Source organism: Jiangella aurantiaca (genome assembly GCF_004349105.1).
In the GTDB taxonomy this organism is placed as follows: domain Bacteria; phylum Actinomycetota; class Actinomycetes; order Jiangellales; family Jiangellaceae; genus Jiangella; species Jiangella aurantiaca.
Genome location: NZ_SMLB01000029.1, coordinates 1 through 19556, shown reverse-complemented (window position 1 = coordinate 19556; position 19556 = coordinate 1). Strand labels below are relative to the sequence as shown.

At 73.4% G+C, this 19556-nt stretch carries 22 protein-coding genes; 8 read left to right on the top strand and 14 right to left on the bottom strand.

Features of this window, described 5'->3' with window-relative positions; translation table 11 throughout:
* Positions 1-9: 9 nt before the first annotated feature.
* From E1262_RS19130 to E1262_RS19110, 5 genes are all read right to left on the bottom strand, one after another.
* A complete protein-coding gene (locus E1262_RS19130; RefSeq protein WP_132104733.1) occupies positions 10-810 on the bottom strand; it encodes an alpha/beta hydrolase in 801 nt (266 codons plus the stop codon).
* Positions 811-994: 184 nt separating this feature from the next.
* The gene (gene nhaA, locus E1262_RS19125) at positions 995-2863 is read right to left on the bottom strand and encodes a Na+/H+ antiporter NhaA (RefSeq protein ID WP_132104732.1); all 1869 of its coding nucleotides are present in this window, start codon (positions 2861-2863) and stop codon (positions 995-997) included.
* A gap of 35 nt (positions 2864-2898) precedes the next feature.
* Positions 2899-3849: a hypothetical protein gene (locus E1262_RS19120; RefSeq protein WP_132104731.1), complete on the bottom strand. Its 951-nt coding sequence runs from the start codon at positions 3847-3849 to the stop codon at positions 2899-2901.
* Positions 3850-3861: 12 nt separating this feature from the next.
* Positions 3862-4107: a DUF2630 family protein gene (locus tag E1262_RS19115; protein WP_132104730.1), complete on the bottom strand. Its 246-nt coding sequence runs from the start codon at positions 4105-4107 to the stop codon at positions 3862-3864.
* Between the two features lie 53 nt (positions 4108-4160).
* On the bottom strand, positions 4161-5024 hold the full coding sequence (locus E1262_RS19110; RefSeq protein WP_132104729.1) for a LysR family transcriptional regulator: 864 nt from the start codon (positions 5022-5024) through the stop codon (positions 4161-4163).
* 95 nt (positions 5025-5119) lie between these two features.
* Between E1262_RS19110 and E1262_RS19105 the strand changes: the two genes are divergently transcribed.
* On the top strand, positions 5120-6337 hold the full coding sequence (locus E1262_RS19105; RefSeq protein ID WP_203454047.1) for an MFS transporter: 1218 nt from the start codon (positions 5120-5122) through the stop codon (positions 6335-6337).
* 9 nt (positions 6338-6346) lie between these two features.
* Positions 6347-7297, top strand: coding sequence for an endonuclease/exonuclease/phosphatase family protein (locus E1262_RS19100; protein ID WP_132104727.1), 951 nt, complete (start codon positions 6347-6349; stop codon positions 7295-7297).
* Between the two features lie 316 nt (positions 7298-7613).
* Here E1262_RS19100 and surE read toward each other — a convergent pair whose 3' ends face one another.
* Positions 7614-8435, bottom strand: a complete 822-nt coding sequence (gene surE, locus E1262_RS19095; RefSeq protein ID WP_132104726.1) for a 5'/3'-nucleotidase SurE — start codon at positions 8433-8435, stop codon at positions 7614-7616.
* A complete protein-coding gene (locus tag E1262_RS19090) occupies positions 8432-9445 on the bottom strand; it encodes a 1-phosphofructokinase family hexose kinase (RefSeq protein ID WP_132104725.1) in 1014 nt (337 codons plus the stop codon). The genes surE and E1262_RS19090 overlap by 4 nt, the downstream gene beginning before the upstream one ends.
* 180 nt (positions 9446-9625) lie before the next feature.
* On the opposite strand from E1262_RS19090, the gene E1262_RS19085 reads away from it, so the two are divergent.
* Positions 9626-9889, top strand: a complete 264-nt coding sequence (locus tag E1262_RS19085) for a GlsB/YeaQ/YmgE family stress response membrane protein (protein ID WP_132104724.1) — start codon at positions 9626-9628, stop codon at positions 9887-9889.
* Between the two features lie 3 nt (positions 9890-9892).
* Here E1262_RS19085 and E1262_RS19080 read toward each other — a convergent pair whose 3' ends face one another.
* Entirely contained in the window at positions 9893-10561 is a 669-nt protein-coding gene (locus E1262_RS19080) for a UdgX family uracil-DNA binding protein (protein WP_132104723.1), read from the bottom strand.
* Entirely contained in the window at positions 10554-11525 is a 972-nt protein-coding gene (locus tag E1262_RS19075) for an NAD-dependent epimerase/dehydratase family protein (protein ID WP_132104722.1), read from the bottom strand. Before E1262_RS19075 ends, E1262_RS19080 begins: the two co-directional genes overlap by 8 nt.
* A 95-nt stretch (positions 11526-11620) precedes the next feature.
* Between E1262_RS19075 and E1262_RS19070 the strand changes: the two genes are divergently transcribed.
* A complete protein-coding gene (locus E1262_RS19070) occupies positions 11621-12304 on the top strand; it encodes a GAF and ANTAR domain-containing protein (protein WP_132104721.1) in 684 nt (227 codons plus the stop codon).
* A gap of 152 nt (positions 12305-12456) precedes the next feature.
* Positions 12457-12756, top strand: a complete 300-nt coding sequence (locus E1262_RS19065; RefSeq protein ID WP_203454045.1) for a WhiB family transcriptional regulator — start codon at positions 12457-12459, stop codon at positions 12754-12756.
* 27 nt (positions 12757-12783) lie between these two features.
* Here E1262_RS19065 and E1262_RS19060 read toward each other — a convergent pair whose 3' ends face one another.
* On the bottom strand, positions 12784-13224 hold the full coding sequence (locus tag E1262_RS19060) for a hypothetical protein (RefSeq protein ID WP_132104720.1): 441 nt from the start codon (positions 13222-13224) through the stop codon (positions 12784-12786).
* Positions 13225-13294: 70 nt separating this feature from the next.
* On the bottom strand, positions 13295-14761 hold the full coding sequence (gene ligD, locus E1262_RS19055; RefSeq protein ID WP_132104719.1) for a non-homologous end-joining DNA ligase: 1467 nt from the start codon (positions 14759-14761) through the stop codon (positions 13295-13297).
* A 260-nt stretch (positions 14762-15021) separates the two neighbouring features.
* Between ligD and E1262_RS19050 the strand changes: the two genes are divergently transcribed.
* The 3 genes from E1262_RS19050 (at position 15022) to E1262_RS19040 (ending at position 17476) form a co-directional block, all read left to right on the top strand.
* Positions 15022-15975, top strand: coding sequence for a sigma-70 family RNA polymerase sigma factor (locus tag E1262_RS19050; RefSeq protein WP_132104718.1), 954 nt, complete (start codon positions 15022-15024; stop codon positions 15973-15975).
* Positions 15976-16227: 252 nt separating this feature from the next.
* A complete protein-coding gene (locus E1262_RS19045) occupies positions 16228-16446 on the top strand; it encodes a hypothetical protein (protein WP_132104717.1) in 219 nt (72 codons plus the stop codon).
* Between the two features lie 28 nt (positions 16447-16474).
* Complete coding sequence (locus E1262_RS19040; RefSeq protein ID WP_132104716.1) at positions 16475-17476, top strand: NAD-dependent epimerase/dehydratase family protein; 1002 nt, start codon at positions 16475-16477, stop codon at positions 17474-17476.
* Here E1262_RS19040 and E1262_RS19035 read toward each other — a convergent pair.
* The 3 genes from E1262_RS19035 to rfaE2 form a co-directional block, all read right to left on the bottom strand.
* Positions 17431-18351 (bottom strand): glycosyltransferase family 9 protein, encoded by a 921-nt coding sequence (locus tag E1262_RS19035; RefSeq protein WP_132104715.1) that lies wholly within the window; start codon positions 18349-18351, stop codon positions 17431-17433. The genes E1262_RS19040 and E1262_RS19035 overlap by 46 nt on opposite strands.
* A gap of 11 nt (positions 18352-18362) precedes the next feature.
* A complete protein-coding gene (locus E1262_RS19030; RefSeq protein ID WP_132104714.1) occupies positions 18363-19046 on the bottom strand; it encodes an SDR family oxidoreductase in 684 nt (227 codons plus the stop codon).
* On the bottom strand, positions 19043-19556 hold a 514-nt coding region (gene rfaE2, locus E1262_RS19025; RefSeq protein WP_132104713.1), incomplete at its 5' end, for a D-glycero-beta-D-manno-heptose 1-phosphate adenylyltransferase. The genes E1262_RS19030 and rfaE2, both read right to left, overlap by 4 nt.

The following is a 19556-nucleotide window of genomic DNA, read 5'->3' as shown; positions in this document are numbered from 1 at the left end:
GGTACGGCGTCAGAAGCCCCTCGCTCTCAGCCAGGCGAGAACGTCGTCGGCGACGATGTGCCAGCCGCTGTCGATGCCGAGGCTGTGGCCGCGGTCGGGGTACTGCCGCAGCTCCGTCACGGCCGGCGACTTCCGGTAGAGCCGCGCGGTGGTGCGGACGATGGCCGGCGCGACGGTGTGGTCCTTGCCGCCCAGGGTCAGCAGCAGCGGCCCGCGTGTGGCGTTGCGGGTGTCGACCTTCGCCGGCGACGACGGGTTGAGGTTGGCGAAGGCGACCTCGAACAGCGGGCGGCCGGGCGATGGGATGGCCCAGCGCTCGTACAGCGCGTCGGACTCCTGCTGCGGCAGCGCGTTGCCGAAGCCGTACCGGAACTGCTCGCGGGTCAGCGCGACGGCGCGGCCGCGGTTGGCCGGGTTGCGCAGCGCGATCGAGGCCACGCGCAGCGACGACGGCGGCAGGAACAGCACCCCCTTGATCGGGGCGGGGTCCAGGGCGACGGCCGCTGCTGCGAGACTCTGGCCGAGCAGCCGCTGCACGATCAGCCCGCCGAAGGAGTGGCCGACGACGATGGGCGGCGTGTCCAGGTCGCGCAGGATGCCCGCGTAATGGTCGACGACGGCGTCGATGCCGACGCCGGCGACGCGGTCCGCGTTGGCGCGGGTCTCGTCGACAGTCGGCGAGTCGCCCGGCCAGCCCGGCGCCTGGGGTTCGTAGCCGGCCTCTCGGAACAGCCCCACCCACGGCGTCCACGAATCGGCGTGCAGCCACAGGCCGTGGACGAAGACGACGGGCAGACGATCGGTGGTCATCGTGTCCTCCTCTGATCGGCGCTGCGCCGATCATCCGCCCAGATCGCCCCCGCGGACGTGAGTCACGTGCCTGTGATTCCGACGGGGCGTTTCTCATGATCATCGACCTTTCGGGCTGCTATGACGACGCAGATGGTTGATGATCAAGGGATGGGTGGAGGTGATCAACTCTCGGCGACGTACGTCACCTCACCCGCCGGGGTACGGCGGCGAGCTCGCGGGTGATCACGGTGCGCAGGGACTCCATGTCGTACGCGCCGTAGTGGCGCTGCCCGTTGATGAAGAAGGTGGGCGTGCCCGCGACGCCGCTCTGCTCCGCGCTCTGGACGTCGCGGGTGACCCGCAGCGCGCCGCGCCGCGAGGACAGGTCGGCGGTGAAGCGATCGACGTCCAGCCCGAGCTCCTGGGCGTAGCGCACGAGGTCGTCGAAGCCGAGCGCGTCCTGGGCCGTGAACAGGCGGTCGTGCATCTCCCAGAACTTGTCCTGTTTCGCGGCCGCCTCCGCCGCCTCCGCGGCCAGTTGGGCATTCTCGTGGACGTCGGGCAACGGCAGGTGCCGGAACACGAAGGTGAGGTCCTTGCCGAAGGCCTGAACGAGCTCGCGCAGGATCGGTTCGGCGCGGCCGCAGTACGGGCACTCGAAGTCGCCGTACTCGACCAGCGTCACCCGGCCGTCGACCGGGCCGCGGATGTGGTCGACGTCGGGATCGACCGGCTCGGCGAGGTCGATGATCGGCTCCGCCAGCCGATCCCGGCCGGCCGCCAGCGTTCGCTGCGGCAGCCGGCCGATCAACCGGAAGACCAGCAGCGCCAGCACGCTGGCGATGATGGAGGCGGTGAGGATGCCGAGCTTGGCGTCCTCGAGCTCCGCCCCGTCGAACGCGATGCCCGCGATGAGCAGGGACACCGTGAACCCGACGCCGCCGATCGTCCCGGCGCCGATCAGCTGGGGCCACGGGGTCGTGAGGGGCAGGCCGCCGCGGGTGCGGGTGGCCAGCCAGGTCATCCCGACAATGCCGACCGGCTTGCCGATGACCAGCCCGGCCACGATGCCGAGGGTGATCGGCGACGTCATAGCGTCGCGTAGCACGTCGCCGTTGACCACCACCCCAGCGTTGGCCAGCGCGAACAGCGGCACGATCAGGAACGTGGTCCAGGGGTGGAAGAGATGCTGCAGCCGCTCGTTGGGCGAGACGGCCGTGGCCAGCACGCGGCTGGCGGACCGGGCGTACTCCGGCACCGGCTGCTCGCGGAACAGCGTCCACATCGCGCCGGCCCGCTCCAGCGCTGCCCGGGGCGGCGGATACGCCGAGCCGAGCAGTCCGAGGGCGACACCGGCCAGCGTCGCGTGGACGCCCGACGTCAGGGTCGCCAGCCAGATGCCCGTGCCGAGGATGAAGTACGGCACGCCATGGCGCACCCCGAGGTGCTTGACCAGCAGCACGACACCGTAAAGCGCGACCGCGACGCCGAGCGCCGGCAGCGAGACGTCGTCGGAGTAGGCGATCGCGATGATGGTGAGCGCGGCGACGTCGTCGACGATCACCAGCGTGAGCAGGAAGGTCCGGGTCCGCGGCGACGCCCGCGCGCCGACCAGCGTGAGCACGCCGAGCGCGAACGCGGTGTCCGTCCCCATCGCGATGGCCCAGCCGCGGGCGGTCGGGTCGCCGAGATTGACGGCCAGGTAGATGAGCGCCGGCGCGGTCATACCGCCGATCGCGGCCAGCACCGGCGTCGCCACCCGGCGGCGCTCGCGCAGCTCGCCCATGTCGAACTCGCGCCGGATCTCCAGGCCGACGACGAAGAAGAACAGCGCCGTCAGTCCGTCGTTGACCCAGTGGCGCAGGTCCAGATCGAGCACCGCGTCGCCGAACCGGATGGCGAACTCGGTGTGCCAGACGTCGTCGTAGCTGTCCGGCCACGGCGAATTGGCCCACAGCAGCGCGACGATCGTGGCCCCCAGCAACACCACCGCGCCGGAGTTCTGGGTGGCGATGAACTCCCGGATCGGCGAGGCGAGCCGCCGCGCCCGCGGTGTCTGCGCGAGAGCCATGCCGGTGATCCTAGGCGGGCCGTGGTTCGCCGTGGTTACGAAAGGCGGCTCAGCTGCTGCTTGGCCTCGCGGCGCCGGCGGCGGGCCGCCTCGGAGGCCTTGCGGGCGGCCTCGACGTCGTCCTCGGCCGACTCGACGTCGTCGCGGGCCTGCTCCAGCTCGCGGCGGGCGGCGGCCAGTTCCTCGGTCAGCCGCTCGACGGTCTCCTGGGCCTGGGCCAGCCGCTGCCGCTGGTCGTCCAGGGCCGCCTCGGCGTCGTCGACCTGCTCCTCGGCGGCGTCGACGGCGGCCTCGGCCTCCTCCAGTGCGCGTTCGGCGCCGGCGCGCTCGTCGCCGCCCTCGCCGGCCGCCTCCTCGGCCTCCTCGCCCGCGTCGGTCGCTTCGGCCGCGGGCTCCGCCGCCTCCTCCGCGGGAGGCGTCGCGCGCGACCGCCGGGTCGTCTCCAGCCGCTGGCCGCGGGCGAACCGGGCCTCGGACAGCGAGATCACTTCGGCCGGCTCCCCGTCGTCCTCGACCGAGCCGAACCCGACGTGCTCCAACCCGTGGGAGAGGCGCGCTGCCTGGAGCAGCTCGGCGGCGCGAGGATCGGCGATGGCGGCGTCGAGCGACGCGGCGACCGCCTCGATCAGCTCGACGCCGGCCTTCTGCCCGGCGTCCTTGGCGACCTTCCGGGCGGCCTTGAGCAATGCGTCGACCTGCCTCTTCCGCTCGGCGGTCAGCTCACGCAGCGCCGCGCCGTCCATGGCGGACATCGCCTTGCGCATGCGCTCGCCGAGCTCCGCGAGCGCGACGATCTCGTCGCCGTACCGGCGGACCAGCTGGTTGGTCAGCCAGGCCGCGACCGTCGGTTTGCGCAGCGCCTTGACCCGGGCGGCGACGTCGGCTTCACCCTCGCCCTTGAGCCGCTTCGCCAGCGCGTTACGGGCTTCGACGAACTCCTCGGGCGGGAGGGCGTAGAGCTCGTCCGCCGCGTCGTCGAGGTTCATGGGTCCAGTGTGCTACTGGAGGTACTTCTCCACCTCGTCGACGGGCCGAGCGGCGGCCTCGTCGGGGTTCTGCCCGGCCTCGACCCGGGCGCGGCGCTGGCGCAGGAGGTCCCAGCACTGGTCCAGCTGTTCCTCGACGTGACGGAGTCGCGCGTGCTCCTCCTCGGTCGAGATCTCGCCGGCCTGCAGTCGCTGCCGCAGGTCGTGCTCGTCCTCGACCAGCGCGCTGATCCTGGTCCTGATGTCGTCGTCCTGCATCCCTGCTCCCACGGATCGGTCCGGGAACTGACCCTGCCGAGCATAGGCGTCACTCAGCCGATGAGGTCCAGCATCGCGCGAGCGGCGGCCGAGAGCTGCTCCCGGGGCGGGTGGGCGACCGCGACCCGCCAGGTGGGTGCGGGGTCGACGGCGACGTACTCGAGCCGGGCGGTCGCGGCGGCCATGCCGGGGGGGACGAAGCCGACGCCGAGGCCCTGCTCGACCAGGTCGGTGAAGAGCGGGATGTCGTTGACCTCGAACGCCGTGAGCCGCTGGAGGCCCGCGGCCCGGAACAGCTCGTCGGTCGAGGTGCGAGCGCCCCAGCCCGGCACGAAGTCGACGAACGGCTCGCCGGCCACGTCGGCCAGCGGCACCGGGGCGGCCGCCGCGAACCGGTGTCCCAAGGGGCAGGCCAGCGGCATCGGCCCGACGCTGAGCGTGCGCACGCTGACGCCGGCGGGGGCCCGGCCGCTGAGTCCGACGAAGGCGAGGTCGAGCTGGGCGGTGCGGACGCCCTCGATCAGCTCGGTGCTCGGGGCCTGGCGCAGCCGCAGCTGCACTTTCGGGTGCGCGGTGTGGAACCGGCGCAGCAGCTCGGGCAGGTCGTAGCTGTGCGAGGCCTGCATGAACCCGACCACCAGCCGGCCGGTGGTGACGCCCTGCACGGCCGCCACGGACTCGCGGGCCACCGCGGCTGCGCGCAGCGTCCGGCGGGCCTCCGGGACGAGAGCGCGGCCGGCCTCGGTGAGCCGCACCTGCTTGGTGCTGCGGTGGAACAGCGGCGTGCCGAGGTCGGACTCGAGAGCGCGGATGGACGCCGACAGCGCCGACTGCACGATGTGCAGCCGGGCGGCCGCGCGGGTGAAGTGCAACTCCTCGGCGAGGACGACGAAGTGGTCGAGCTGGCGCAGTTCCATCGGTGATCTCGATGAGTGGAATCGAAAAGATCTGTTGGCAAGATGGATCTTCTCGCGCGCACGCTGGGGACGTCAACCAGACGAGAAGGATGAAGATGACCATCGAGGTCCTGACCCGGCCCGAGCGCGGAACCGTCCCGCACGGCACCGGGTTCTGGCTCACTGCCTACGCGTTCGCCGTGACGATGGCGTTCTCGGCCGTGCCGACGCCGCTGTACGTCGACTACCAGCACCGCGACCATTTCTCCGCGGCCACCGTCACGGTCGTGTTCGCCGTCTACGCGCTCGGCGTGGTGGCCAGCCTGCTGCTGGTCGGCCACGTCTCGGACCGGTTCGGCCGCCGCCGGGTGCTGGTACCGGCCGTGCTGGTGTCCGTGCTGGCCGGCTTCGTGTTCCTCGACTGGCCGACGCTGCCCGGCCTGCTGCTGGCCCGGGTTCTCCAGGGGCTCTCCGTCGGCGCGATCACCGCGACGGCGACCGTCCACCTCGCCGAACTGCACCGGGCTGCGCGCCCGGAGGCCGGCCGGCGGCGCGCCGAGATCGTCGCCGTCGCCGCGAACCTCGGCGGCATCGGGCTGGGGCCGCTGGTCTCCGGGCTGCTGGCCGACGTCGCCGCCGATCCGCTGCGGCTGCCGTACCTGGTGGTCAGCGTGCTGCTGGTGCTCGCGGCGATCGGGCTGTCGCTGGTGCCGGAGACGGCGCCGGTGCTGGACGACCTCGGGCCGTACCGGCCGCAGCGGGTCCGGGTGCCGGTGGGCGAGCGCGGGCTCTACTACGCGGCCGCGCTGACGGCGTTCTCGGCGCTCGCGGTGTTCGGGCTGTTCACGTCCGTCACGCCGACGCTGCTGACCGACATGCTCGACGCGCCGTCGCACACGCTGACCGGCGCGGTGGCGTTCGCGACGTTCGCCGCCGGCGCGACCGGGCAGGTGCTGCTCGCCCGGCGGCCGCCGCGGCGGACGCTGACGGCCGGTTCGGCCGCCGTGGCGATGGGGCTGGCCGTGCTGGTGGCGTCGGTGTACGCGTCGTCGCTGGCCGGGTTCCTGCTGGGCGGCGTCGTGGCCGGCGCCGGGGCCGGGCTGCTGTTCGCTGCCGGTGTCGCCGTCGTGTCCGGGCTGGCCGGGGCGACCGGACGGGCCGAGGCGCTGGCCGGGTTTTTCATCGCCGGCTACGTCGGGCTGGCGGTGCCGGTGCTCGGGCTGGGGCTGGCGACCCGGGTGTTCGGGCTCACCGGCGCGCTGGTCGCGTTCGTCGTGGTCGTCGTCGCCCTCGGCGTGGGATCGGCTCTGGCCGCCGTCCGCCGGCTCCGCTAACGTCGAGCCGTGACCGTCATCGGCACGTGGAACCTGGAGAACCTGTTCCGGCCCGGCGACGAGGACGGCCGGCCGCCGGACCAGGCGACGTACGAGGCCAAGCTCGACGCGGTGGCCGGCACCGTCGGCCGGATGGCGCCGGACGTTCTCGCGGTGCAGGAGATCGGCGAGTCGGCCGCGCTGGACGACCTCGTGCAGCGGCTGGACGGCGACTGGAGCGCGCACGTGTCGGCGCATCCGGACAGCCGGGGCATCCGGGTGGCGGTGATCTCACGGCTGCCGGTCGAGGAGACCGAGGACCTCGTCGCCTATGCCGACGGCGTCGGGCCGGTGCGCGCCTCCGACGGCGGCGAGCTGTCCACGGAGATGGGCCGCGGCGCGTTCCGGGCCCGGGTCCGCACCGCCGGCGGTGACACCGTCGACGTCGTCACCTGCCACCTCAAGTCCAAGCTGCTGAGTTACCCCGGCGGCCGGTTCGCCCCGCGCGACGAGTCCGAGCGGGCCCGCTACGGCGCGTTCGCGCTGTACCGCCGCGCGGCCGAGGCGGCCACCGTCCGCGAGTGGGCGAACACCCTGCTCGACGGCGACGGCCAGGGCCGCTCGCTGGTGGTCTGCGGCGACCTCAACGACGAGCCCGGCGCCGCGACCACGCAGATCCTGCTCGGCCCCGGTGGCTCGGAGATCGGCACACCGGGCGTCGACCGGCCGGACGCCGGCGACGCCTGGCGGCTGTGGAATACCGCGCCGCTCATCCCCGAAGCCCGCCGGTACAGCCGCATCTACCGCGGCCGCGGCGAGCTGATCGACCACGTGCTCATCTCGCACCGGCTGCTGCGGCGGCTCGAGAAGGCCGACAGCCTGGTCGACCGCGGCCTTCCGTCGGTCACCGACGACCCGCGCCCGCGCGCGGCAGCCGAGGACTCCGACCACGCCCCGGTCGTCGTGACGTTCACGGGGTGAGCGTCAAGTTCTCGAACACCGCCAAGCCGAGCCGGTCCTGGACGTGCGCGCACGACAGCACGCCGACGTCCTGGGTGGCGGCCGCGGTGGGCAGGTCGATCGACCCCCGATTCCCCCGCCCGTTGAAGTTGATCTTGGAGTGAAGCCGCCGATGCCGGGCGAAATGTCCGATAGATACCGGCCGTTCTCCAAGATCGACCTCGGGCGAGGGCCGGGGCGCGGGAAATCGGGTGGCGGGGGCGGCGCGCCCTGGTCGCCGGCTCGCCGTGGATCGTCCGCCGGTGGGAGCGCGACGGCCACGGATACGCCGTCGAGCTCACTCGCTCCCCGTAGCCACGGCGGCGTCGACCAGCTCGTCCAGCGCGGGGACGTCGGTCTCGCACACGGACCGCACCGAGGTGATCACGGGGTGGCCCTCGGCCAGCAGCGCGGCGTCTGTGCCGGCGCCGGGCGGCTCGGACAGGTCGGTGACGGAGAGCCGGATGTGCTCGGCGGTCTGCTCGGTCATCGTCGTCTGCACGATTCCGAACTCGGCCAGCGGCGCGACGCGCAGGCCTGGCAGCTCGTCCGCCTCGAGGTCGGGGACGTTGAGGTTGAGGATCGTCCCCGGCCGCTGGTCCAGCAGGAACGGCACGACGCGGGCGGCCAGGTCCGCGGCCGTCCCCCAGTGCGGCTCGGTGGCCGGGGCCTCGAGGTGGTACTCGACGGCCAGCCCCACGTCGAGGGAGACGGCCAGACCGCGACGTCCGTTGATCCCGGCCGTCAGGGCGGCGCCGACGGTGCCCGAGTGCAGGATGGCCCGGCCGACGTTGGCGCCGTGGTTCACCCCGGACAGCACGACGTCGGGCGGGTCGCCGAACGCGCCGTACGCGGCGATCAGCGCGATCAATCCGGGTGCGCCGCCGACGGCGTAGGCGGGCACGCCGTCCAGGCCCTCGAGCCGGCGCCGCTCCAGCGCGATGTGGTCGCGATCCGCCATCCCGGCGATGATCGACGCGCTGCTACCGCTGGACTGCACCGCCGGCGCCGCGACCACCACCTCGTGGCCGAGCTGCCGCACTGCCGCGGCGAGTGCGCGCAGGCCGGGGGCGTCGATGCCGTCGTCGTTGGTGACGAGGGCGCGCTTCCTGCCGTTCACGAGCCACGGGTCCGTTCGGCGAGGTCGCGAGGGCTGACCTGTTGCTGCGGCGCGGTCGCGGCGCCGGAGCCGCCGGGCTCGAGCCGCTCCACCTCCACCAGCTCGCGCAGTTTCAGCACCGCCTCGACGTCGCCGGTGCCGAGGCCGTGCCGCGTGACGTTGAGCATGCCTGCCGCGGCGCCCAGCCGGACCGCGTCCTCGATGTCCCCGCCACGGGCCAGCGACGCCGTGACGCCCGCGGTGAGCGAGTCGCCGGCCCCGTGGGTGTCGGCGGACTGCAGCCGCGGCATCCGCACGATCCGGACGACGTCGTCGGCGAGCACGAGCAGCGGCTGGTCGGCCCGCGTGACGACGACGTACCGGGCGCCCTCGTCGTGCAGCTCGTGCATCGCCCGGATCAACGCGTCCTGGTCGTCGGCCCCCGCGCGGCCGTCCTCGAGCAGCTCCTCGTGGCTGACCTTGACCACCGTCAGCCCGCTCTCCAGCACCGCGGCGAGGCGGTCGCCGGAGAGGTCCGCGACGACCGGCTTCCCGACGGCGCGCAGGTCGGCGGCCAGCCGCCGGTACGCGTCGGCGGGGACCGCGTCCTGCGCCCAGGCGTTGTCCGACGGCCCGCTGAGCAGCACCGCGCCCGCGTCCAGTGCCGTGCTCAGCGTGATGCCGTACAGCTCGTCCAGCTCGTGCCGGGTCAGCGGGTCCGACGGCGCCTCGGCCACCTCGACCCGCTCGCCGCCGCGGCGGTCATGGATGTAGGCGCCGTTCCGGCCGGTGCCCTCCACCGCCTTGACGACGACGCCCTCGTCCTCGATCAGGTGCCGCAGCACCATCCCGGTCTCGCCGGCCAGCACGCAGCACAGCGTCACCGACGCACCGAGGGTGACGAGCATCCGCGCCTGCCAGACGCCCTGGCTTCCCGCGTGGACGTGGATGTCCGGGCGGCCGGCCTGTTCCTCGACGGTCAGCGTCAGCACGGGCGAGGGTGCGAACAACGCGACGTCGCTGTGCGCCATGGTGCTCCCTCCGCGTCAGGACCACTGTGCTGGCGACGTACCCAAACGGCGGTGAAACCACGCCGTCGGGGTACGCCATCGGGCAGGATTGAAGGTGGCGAAGCCGACCGCGACGTTCAACGGCGGCGAGTCCCACAAGGGACAGGGAACCAGGCGCATCATCCATTTCGGGGAGGGATCGTGGAGGTCAGCGGCATCATCTCGGCCATCATCGTCGGTGCGGTCATCGGCGCGCTGGGCCGGCTCGTCATCCCGGGGAAGCAGGACATCCAGATCTGGCTGACCGTGGTCATCGGCATAGTGGCCGCGCTCATCGGCAGCGCCATCGTCGGCCCACTGCGCGACACCGACGGCGTCGACTGGATCGAGATCGTCGTTCAGGTGGGCCTCGCTGTCGTGGGCGTCCTGCTGGTGACCAGCCTGCGGGCCAGGCGCAGCACCTGACAGTTACGACAGCACCTCCGCTACGGCCCGCAGGTCGGCGACGAAGCCGGCGTAGGCCGCCTCCCGGTCCCGGGAGCGCAGCACCGCCGACGGATGCACGGTGGCGACCACCACCGCGTCGTCGATCGGCGGGCCGTCCGGCGTCGTCAACGGCGAGTCCGCGGCGTAGTCCGCCCACTCCAGCGGGATCCCGTGGTGCTTCGTCACCCGGAACGACCGGCCCAGGATCGACGCGGCCGCGGTGGCGCCGAGCACCACGAGCACCCGCGGCCGGACGGCCGCCAGCTCGGCCCGCAGCCACGGCCGGCAGGCCGAGATCTGGCCGGCGTCGGGCTTCTCGTGGATGCGGCGCTTTCCCTCGCGGTGGAACTTGAAGTGCTTCACGGCGTTGGAGACGTAGGCGTCCTCGCGGGTCAGGCCGGCCTCGGCCAGCGCGCGGTCCAGCAGCCGGCCGGCCGGTCCGGTGAACGGCCGCCCGTCGCGGTCCTCGACGTCGCCGGGGGTCTCGCCGACGATCATGAGCGGCGCGTCGCGCGGGCCGGCGCCGAACACGGTCTGGGTGGCGTCGCGATACAGGTCGCAGGCCCGGCACTCCGTCGCCGCGGCGCGCAGCCGCGACAGCGACCGCGTCCGTGGGACCACGGCCGGCGCCGCACCGGCCCCCTCAGGCATGCCGGATCCTGGTGCGCCGGAACCAGGCGAGCGTGGCCGTCAGACCGTCGTGCACGGACGTGCGCGGCCGCCAGCCGAGCAGCTGGGCGGCGAGGGTGATGTCGGGCCGGCGCGCCTGCGTTTCGGCGACCGGCGGCTCGACGAAGACGATCTCGGCGTCCGGGCCGGCGATCTCCGCGACCTCCTGGGCGATCGTGAACACCGACACCGGCTCCGGACTGCCGATGTTCACCGGCCCCGGGTAGCTGCCACCGGCCAGCGCCAGGAGACCGGCCACGGCGTCGTCGACGTAGCAGAGGGAGCGGGTCTGGGTGCCGGGACCGGGCACCGTCAGGGGTGTCCCGGCCAGCGCCTGCCGGATGAACCGCGACAGCACCCGGCCGTCGTCCAACCGCATCCGCGGGCCGTAGGTGTTGAAGATCCGCGCGATCGCCGTCCGCAGGTCGTACGTCGTGCGGTACGCCGTCGTCAGCGCCTCGGCGAACCGGCGCGACTCGTAGTAGGCGCCGTAGCCGTCGGCCGGGTCGACCTGGCCGACGCGGTCCTCGCGGCTGACGCCGTCGCCGGCCGGCCCGTACACCTCCGACGTCGATGCCAGCACGAACCGCGCCGACCGGGAGCGGGCGAGGTCGAGCGCGTTCAGCGTGCCGGTGCTGGCGATCCGCATGGTCGCTACCGGATCGAGCAGGTAGTCGCTGGGCGCGGCCGGCGCCGCCAGGTGGTAGACGACGTCGACCGGTCCGGGGAGGTCGCCGTCGCCGCACTCCTTGAGGTCGCGGCGCAGCAGCGTGAACCGGGGCTCGTCGTCGAGGTGACGGACGTTCGCCGTCCGGCCGGTCTCGAAGTTGTCCACGCAGGTGACCCGGTATCCGGACGCGATGAGCGCATCGCACAGGTGTGAGCCGAGGAAGCCGGCTCCACCCGTGACCACCGCATGCGGTTCCGCAGCGCCGTCGCCCACCATGTCTGGCTGCGTACCCGATGGGGAAGGATCGACACTGCAGATCGCATCATGGAGCATGATGGCTCCGTGGGGCTCGACGTGGCCGGAGGGCGGGCGTGACCGAACCTGATGCGGGCGACTTCGCCGAAATTGCGCTGGCACTGCATGACGAACCCGACGTCGAGCAGACGCTCGAGCGGGTCGTCGAGTACGCGCAGCACGCGACGGTGTGCGACGACGCCGGGCTGATGCTGCTGCACGGCGGCGGGCGCATCGAGACCACGGTCGCCACCGACCCGCGAGTGCGCAAGGCCGACGAGCTGCAGACCACCCTCGCAGAGGGGCCGGCGCGGCTGGCCGTCGAGAGCCGGTCGTCCATCCTGGTCGACGACACCGCCGGAGACCCGCGCTGGCCGGCGTGGGGCCCGCAGGCCGCCGAGCTCGGCCTGCGCAGCGTGCTGTCCGTGCGCCTGCACACCGGGCACACGACGCTCGGCACGCTGAACCTCTACGGCCACCGGTCCGGCATGTTCGACCACGACGACGCCGACGTCGCTGAGATCTTCGGGCGGCACGCGTCCATCGCGCTCGCGTCTGCGCGTGAGGAGGACGGGCTGCGCCAGGCCATCGGCGCCCGCCACCTCATCGGACTGGCGCAGGGCATCCTCATGGAGCGGTACGGCCTCGACGCCGACCGCGCGTTCGCCGTCCTGCGCCGGTACTCCCGCAACAGCAACGTGAAACTGCGCGTCGTCGCGGAGCGCGTCATCGCCACCGGACGGCTGCCCGACGAGCCGTGATCCGGGCGCGACGGGCGCCCCCGACCGCGACGTCTGACGTCAGTCACCGACGAGCACGCCGGTTTGTCTCCGCACTCCCTGGGTATCCGGGGGTGATGAGTGTCGGGGTGATGCGGATCGTCCGGCGGACCGAGACTGGCCGCAGGAGCGACGTGGTCGTGCCGAGTCCGGACGAGGCCGGCGCGCGCCTCGACTCGGCGTCGTGGTGGGAGTACGGGCTGTGCCGGGCATGGGACGCCGACCTGTTCTGCGTCCCCGACGGGGTGTCGCCCAGCCGGAAGCGGGCTCAGGAGACCAGGGCCAAGCGGATCTGCCAGTCCTGCCCGGTGCGGGAACGATGCCTCGCCGAGGCGATGGCGCGGGATGAGCAGTACGGCGTGTGGGGCGGGCTGGACGCCGAGGAGCGGCGGCAGCTGGAGCGGCGGCGACGGGGGACGCCCCGCTCCAGCTGACCGCGCGGTCCCGGCTCCGTGGTCGGGCTACCAGCCGCGGCTGCCCCGGTCGCGGTCGTCCGCGGACACGTCGGTGTCATCCGCCGCGACACCGCGGTCGCCGGTCTCGGCGTCCGGGCGTACGGTCCGGTCGGTCGGGGCGTCGTCGTCGGGGTGCAGCGCGTCGGCGGTGCGCCGGCGCTCCGAGGCGGCGCCGGCCTCCTCGCCCGCCCTCGCGCGCAGACGTTCGGCCTCGGCCTCCCGCTCCGCGGCCTCGGCGCGTTCGCGCCGCGCCCGGGCGGCCAGTTCCTCGGCCTCGGCGTGATGCAGGTCCGCGGCCCGTTCGGTGGCGGCCGCCTCCTTGCGCTCCTGGATCGCGGCCTCGCGGCGGGCCGCCGCGCCGTGCGTCCGCCGCCGGGCGATCAGCCAGGCGGCGACGGCGATCAGCACCACGAGCACGATCAGTACGACGACCAGCTCGGTACTCATGTCAGCGCACCTTCCCTCCACCGCGGTCACGGTGGCCGCGGCACCGGGTCCGTACCCGATATGTCCGGCTTCAGCTGCCCGGAGGTGGCACCGGCTCCTCGCGGACGACGTCGCGGGCCGGCTTGTCCTCGCGCAGCCCTTCGAACGACGGGTGCCGCAGCGTGCCGGCGTTCGTCCACTCGGCGAACTCGACCTCGGCGACCAGCTCCGGCCGGACGAAGACGGCGTCGCGCTGCGGCTGGCGGCCGGTGAACGGGCTCTCGTCGGTGCGCAGCTCCTCCAGCCGGTGGAGCAGGCGGGCGCGGGTGGCGTCGTCGAAGCCGGTGCCGACCTTGCCGGCGAACCGGAGTGCGTCGTCGTCGTAGTAGCCGACCAGCAGCGCGCCGAGTGACCGCGTCAGCCGGCCCTGGCCCGGTACCCAGCCGCCGATGACGACCTCCTGCTGCCGCACGTTCTTGATCTTCAGCCAGTCGCCGCCACGCCGGCCCGGCCGGTACGGGCCGGCCAGCCGCTTGGCGACGATGCCCTCCAGCCCCCGCTTCCGGGTGGCGTCGAGGAGGACGTCGCCGTCGCCGCGCTGGTAGTCAGGCACCTGCCAGGCCGGCCCGGCCAGCTCGAGCGCGGCCAGCTCGCGGCGGCGCTCTTCGTAGGGCCGGTTCAGCAGCGACCGGCCGTCGAGGTAGAGCAGGTCGAAGACGACGTAGACGACTGGGATGCGCTGCGCCTGGCGCCGGATGTCCGCCTCGGAGCTGAGGTGGATGCGGGGCTGGATGCGCTGGAAGCTGGGCCGGCCGTTCTCGTCGAAGGCGACGATCTCGCCGTCGAGCACCATGCGGTGGGCACCGATGGTGTTCATCAGTGGCCGCAGCTCGGGGTACTGCCGGCTGAACTCGCGCCCGTTGCGCCCGATCAGCCGGAGCCGGCCCGGCTCGCCGAACGCGAGCGCGCGGACGCCGTCCCACTTGATCTCGAAGCCCCAGTCGTCCTGGTGCGGCGGCAGCGTCGACAGGGTGGCGGCCATCGGCGTCAGCGACTCCGGCATCGGGTCGCCGTCGTCGGCGGAGGTGTCCATGCGATGGATCATCCAGTCGTCGCCCTTGGTGCGGAACAGCGCGAACCGCCCGTCGACCTGCTCGCCGTGCAGGTGGACCACGACCTTGTCGTCCTGGAACTTCTCCGCCACGTACGTCCCGTGGTCCCAGATGGTCATGCTGCCGCCGCCGTACTCGCCGGCCGGGATCTGGCCGTCGAAGGTGAGGTACTCGAGCGGGTGGTCCTCGGTGTGGACGGCGAGGCGGTTCTCCTCGGGCGTGCGGGGGAATCCGCGCGGCAGCGCCCACGACGCCAGCACGCCGTCGTGTTCCAGCCGCAGGTCCCAGTGCAGCCGGCGGGCGTGGTGCTCCTGGACGACGAACCGCGGCGCGGCGTCCTCGCCGCGACGCTTCCCCTGCCGGCGGCCGCGGGGCTCGGGGGTCTTGTCGAAGGACCGCTTGCGCTGGTACTCCGCGAGCCCGCCGGAACCATCGTCGCCGCTCATCCGTTCCATCGTCGCCGGGGAGCACCCCGCCGACAAGCGCGACGCCGGAATAGCCGGCGCTACCGGGACGTTCTCATTGCTGGAAGTCCCCGGTAGGCCGACATCGGCCCGGGACTTCGGGAGCCGGATCGAGAGATCCGCGGGCTCCCGCAGGGCAACCCACCTGAGCAACCACCGACGGTCCGCGCCCGCGTGCGCGCGGCCGTGGGCGTGTTGTGGGGTGGCCACGACGACGTTGAGACGAGTGAGGGAGACGAACGATGACGATGGTGGTGGAGCAGGTCCGCGCCCCTGACAGGGTGCGCGAGGAGGACTATGACCTGGTCGGCCAGTACCTGAAGCAGATCGGCACGACGCCGCTGCTGACGGCGGCCGAGGAGGTCGAGCTGGCGCGGCGCATCGAGGCCGGCGTCTACGCCGCGGAGCTGCTGGAGTCCGGCGACTCCGGGCGGCCGCGCGAGGAGCTGGAGGCGCTGGTGCGCGACGGTGAGCGGGCGAAGGATCACATGATCCGGGCGAACCTGCGGCTGGTCGTGTCGGCGGCGCGCAAGTACTACCGCAACAGCGGGCTGCCGTTCCTGGACGTCGTGCAGGAGGGGAACCTGGGCCTGATCCGTGCGGTCGAGAAGTTCGACTACACGAAGGGGTTCAAGTTCTCGACCTATGCGATGTGGTGGATCCGGCAGGCCATCGAGCGAGGCAAGGCCGAGCGGAGCCGGACCATCCGGCTGCCGGTCCACGTGCTCGAGACGCTGTCCAAGCTGGGCAAGGCCGAGCGCAAGCTGGCCGTCAGCCTGGGCCGCGAGCCCACGGCCGATGAGCTGGCCGCCGAGGTCGACCTCACGCCCGCGCGGGTGATCGAGCTGCGCCGCATCTCGCGCGACACCGTGAGCCTGGACACCCCGGTCGGCGACGAGGGCAGCGCGAGCATCGGCGACCTCATCGAGGACACCGAGACGCCCAAGGCCACCGACGTCATCGAGTTCCAGGCGCTCGGCGAGCATGTCCGCGACCTGGTCAACACGCTCGCCCCGCGCGAGGCGCTGATCGTCTCGATGCGGTTCGGCCTCGAGGACGGCGAGCAGCACACCCTCCAGGAGGTGGCCGAGCGGGTCGGCCTGACGAAGGAGCGGGTGCGCCAGCTGGAGAAGCTGGCGCTGGCCGAGCTCCGCGACCCTGCGCGGCACCAGCCGCTGCTGGAGTGGGCCGGCTGAGCTCGCCTCCGGCCGCTCGTGGTCGGTGACCGAATCCTCGATGATCACGTTCACCACGAGATCTCGTGCTCCACTAGGCCTGCAATCGTGGTGATGCTCGGGAAATCCTCGTGATGCCTCCTCGATGCAGGGGCCGTCGCTATCAGCCCACGGCCGCAACCGCACGACGCCGTCGGACAACTCATCGGGGTAGGCGAGGTCTCGACGGCGGATCGTGGGTACGTACCCCGGGACACGGCATGGGAGGAACCGATGACCGAACACCCCGACGGCGTGCACCACACGACGCAGGAGGAGCGCGACCGCGCGATGGCCGTGCACTCCGTCGACGACGAGACCCGCGTGCACGGCGAGCCCGACGAGACCGAGCAGGTGATGGGCGCCGACGGCGACCTGCGGGTGCCCGACCCGGAGGACGCCGGCGAGGGCGTGATCGTCCCGGAGACCGACGGCGACACGCCACCGGAGTGAGGTCGTGGACCCCGGGTACCGGGCCTCCATGAACGGTGCACGCGTAGTCGTCACGGGCGGAGCGGGCTTCCTGGGCTCGCATGTCTGCGAGTCGCTGACCGGCTCGGGGGCGGAGGTGATCTGTCTCGACAACTACGCGACGTCGACGCCGGCGAACCTGGCCGGGCTGCGCGACGACGCCCGCTTCACGTTCGTGACGTGCGACGTCACCGACGGCATCCGGGTCGACGGGCCGGTCGACCTGGTGCTGCACCTGGCCTCGCCCGCCTCGCCGGTCGACTACCTGCGGCTGCCGCTGGAGACGATGCGGGCGGGCTCGGCGGGGACGACGAACGCGCTGGAGCTGGCGCTCGAGAAGGGCGCCCGGTTCGTCCTGGCCTCGACGTCGGAGGTGTACGGCGATCCGCTGCGGCATCCGCAGCCGGAGGACTACTGGGGCAACGTGAACCCGATCGGGCCGCGCGCCGTCTACGATGAGTCCAAGCGCTTCTCCGAGGCGCTGACCAGCGCCTACCGGTCAGAGCGCGGTGTCGACACCGGCATCGTGCGCATCTTCAACAGCTACGGGCCGCGCATGCGGGCGCACGACGGCCGAGTGGTGCCGACGTTCATCCGGCAGGCGCTGGCCGGCGAGCCGCTCACCGTCGCCGGCGACGGCAGCCAGACCCGGACGCTCTGTTACGTCGCCGACACCGTCGGCGGACTGCTGGCGATGGCCGGCAGCGATCACGCGGGCCCGGTGAACATCGGCGGCGCCCACGAGGTCACGGTGCTCGAGCTGGCCGAGCGGATCCGGTCGATGACGGGGTCCCGTTCGGAGATCCGCTTCGTCGAGCTGCCCGAGAACGATCCGCGGCTGCGCCGTCCCGACCTGTCCCGCGCCACCCGGCTGCTGCGGTGGCGGCCGCGGGTGCGGCTGGGCGACGGGCTGGCGCAGACGGTGCGCTGGTTCGCCGACGCCGGTATCGACGGCGTTCCGGCCGGTCACGGCAGCAGCGTGTCCGCGGCGTCCAGCACCTCGCGGACCTGAATGCTCTCCAGCGCCGGGTCGAGCAACCGGCCGTGCGGGTCGCCGCTGCCCGGCCCGTGCCAGAGTGCGACGTGCGGGCCGTGCTCCGGCGGTCCCCAGGCGGCCGGCGGTGTAGGCCCGAACAGCACCACCGAGCGCACGCCGTAGGCCGAGGCCAGGTGCGCGACCCCCGTGTCGTTCGCCACGACCAGCCCGGCCCACGCCACCAGCGCGGCCAGCTCGGTCAGCGACAGCCGGCCGGCCAGGACGGCCGACGGGGGCAGCCCGGCGTGGGCCGCGACCGCGCTGGCCAGCGGAGTCTCGGCCGCGGAGCCGGTGACGACGACCGGCCCACGGCCCGTGTCGGCGAGCCGGCGGGCCACCGCCGCGAACCGGTCCGCCGGCCAACGGCGCGCCCCCGACCCGGCGCCCGGGTGCACGACCAGCGCGCCGTCCACCACCGGCTCGGCCGCCGGGCGGGCCAGGGCGAGGTCGTCGTCGGGCGCTGGGACGCCCAGCTCCGCCTCCACCAGGCGGCACCAGCGGCGCACCTCGTGCTCGTCCGCCCGCCACCGCGGCCCGGCGGCGCCGGCGTCGGCGTTGCCGAACGCGACCAGCCGGTCCGGCCGCAGCGCCGCGAGCACCCGATGACTCTCCGGTCCGCGTCCGTGCAGGTTGACGGCGACGGCCGGCGGCGCGCCGGACCACGGCAGCGGCCGCAGCGCCTGGGTGGGCAGCACCTCGTCCACGCCGCCCACCAGCGGGACCAGCCCGGCCAGCGGCGGCGACGTGGCCAGCACCAGGCGGTGCCCGGGCAGCGCGCGCCGGATCGCGCGCAGCGCCGGGATCCCGGTCAGGAAGTCACCGAGGCCGATGGCCCGGTACACCAGGGCCACGGAGACACCCCCTAGGGCCACGAACTCTCGGTGGACGGTGTCACGACCAGCTCGCGCACCTCGCAGCCCGGCGGCTGCTCCAACGCGAACACGACCGCCCGGGCGACGTCGGCCGGCCGATTCAGCTTGGCGTCGGCCGGCGGCTTGTACTGCTCGTCGCGCCCATCGAAGAACGGGGTCTCCATGCCGCCGGGGACCAGCAGCGTGACGCCGACGCGTCCGGCGGTCTCCGCGGCGAAGGCCCGGGTGAACCCGACGACGCCGAACTTCGAGGCGCAGTACGCGGTCGCGTCGCTGACGGCGCGTAGCCCCAGCGTCGAGGCGACGGTGACGACGCGGCCGTGGCTGCGCAGCAGTTCCGGCAGCGCGGCGCGGACCACCCGCACCGTCCCGAGCAGGTTCACCTGGACGACCCGCTCCCAGTCGGCGGCGGGCACGTCCTCCAGGCGGCCGCAGGAGTCCACACCCGCGCAGGTGACGACGGCGTCCAGCCCGCCGGTCCGTTCGGCGGCGGCCCGGACGGCGCCGTCGGCGGCCGCGGGGTCGGCGAGGTCGGCGACGACGTGCTCCACCGGCGCGTCCGGCGGCACGCGGTCCAGCACGACGGTGCGGCCGCCGGCGTCGTCGACGGCTCGCGCGACGGCCGCGCCCAGCCCGGACGCGCCGCCTGTGACCAGTACGGTTCCCAGCGTCATGAGCTCCTCCTCATCAGTTCGGGCAGCGGCCGCGCCGAGCGCGCGGCGGCCTGGACCAGCGCCGTCGTGGAATGACCGTCGACGTACGGCAGCGTGACCACGCGGCCGCCCCACTCGCCCACGACGGCTGCCTCGGGCAGGTCCGTGCCGGCGTAGTCGCCGCCCTTGGCCCACAGGTCCGGCCGGAGCCGGCGCAGCACCCGTTCCGGGGTGTCGTCGTCGAAGATCTCGACGGCGTCGACGCACTCCAGCGCGCGCAGCACTCGGGCCCGGTCCGCCGCCGGCACCACCGGCCGGGCCGGCCCCTTGAGCCGCCGCACGGACGCGTCGGAGTTCAGGCAGACGACCAGCGCGTCACCGAGCCGCCGAGCCGCCTGCAGCCCGGCGACATGCCCCGCGTGCAGCAGGTCGAAGCAGCCGCCGGTGGCCACCACCGTCCCGCCGCGCGCCCGCACGGACGCGATCACGTCCGCGCTCGAGGGCCCCGCCCCGTTCCGTTCGGCCCACGCG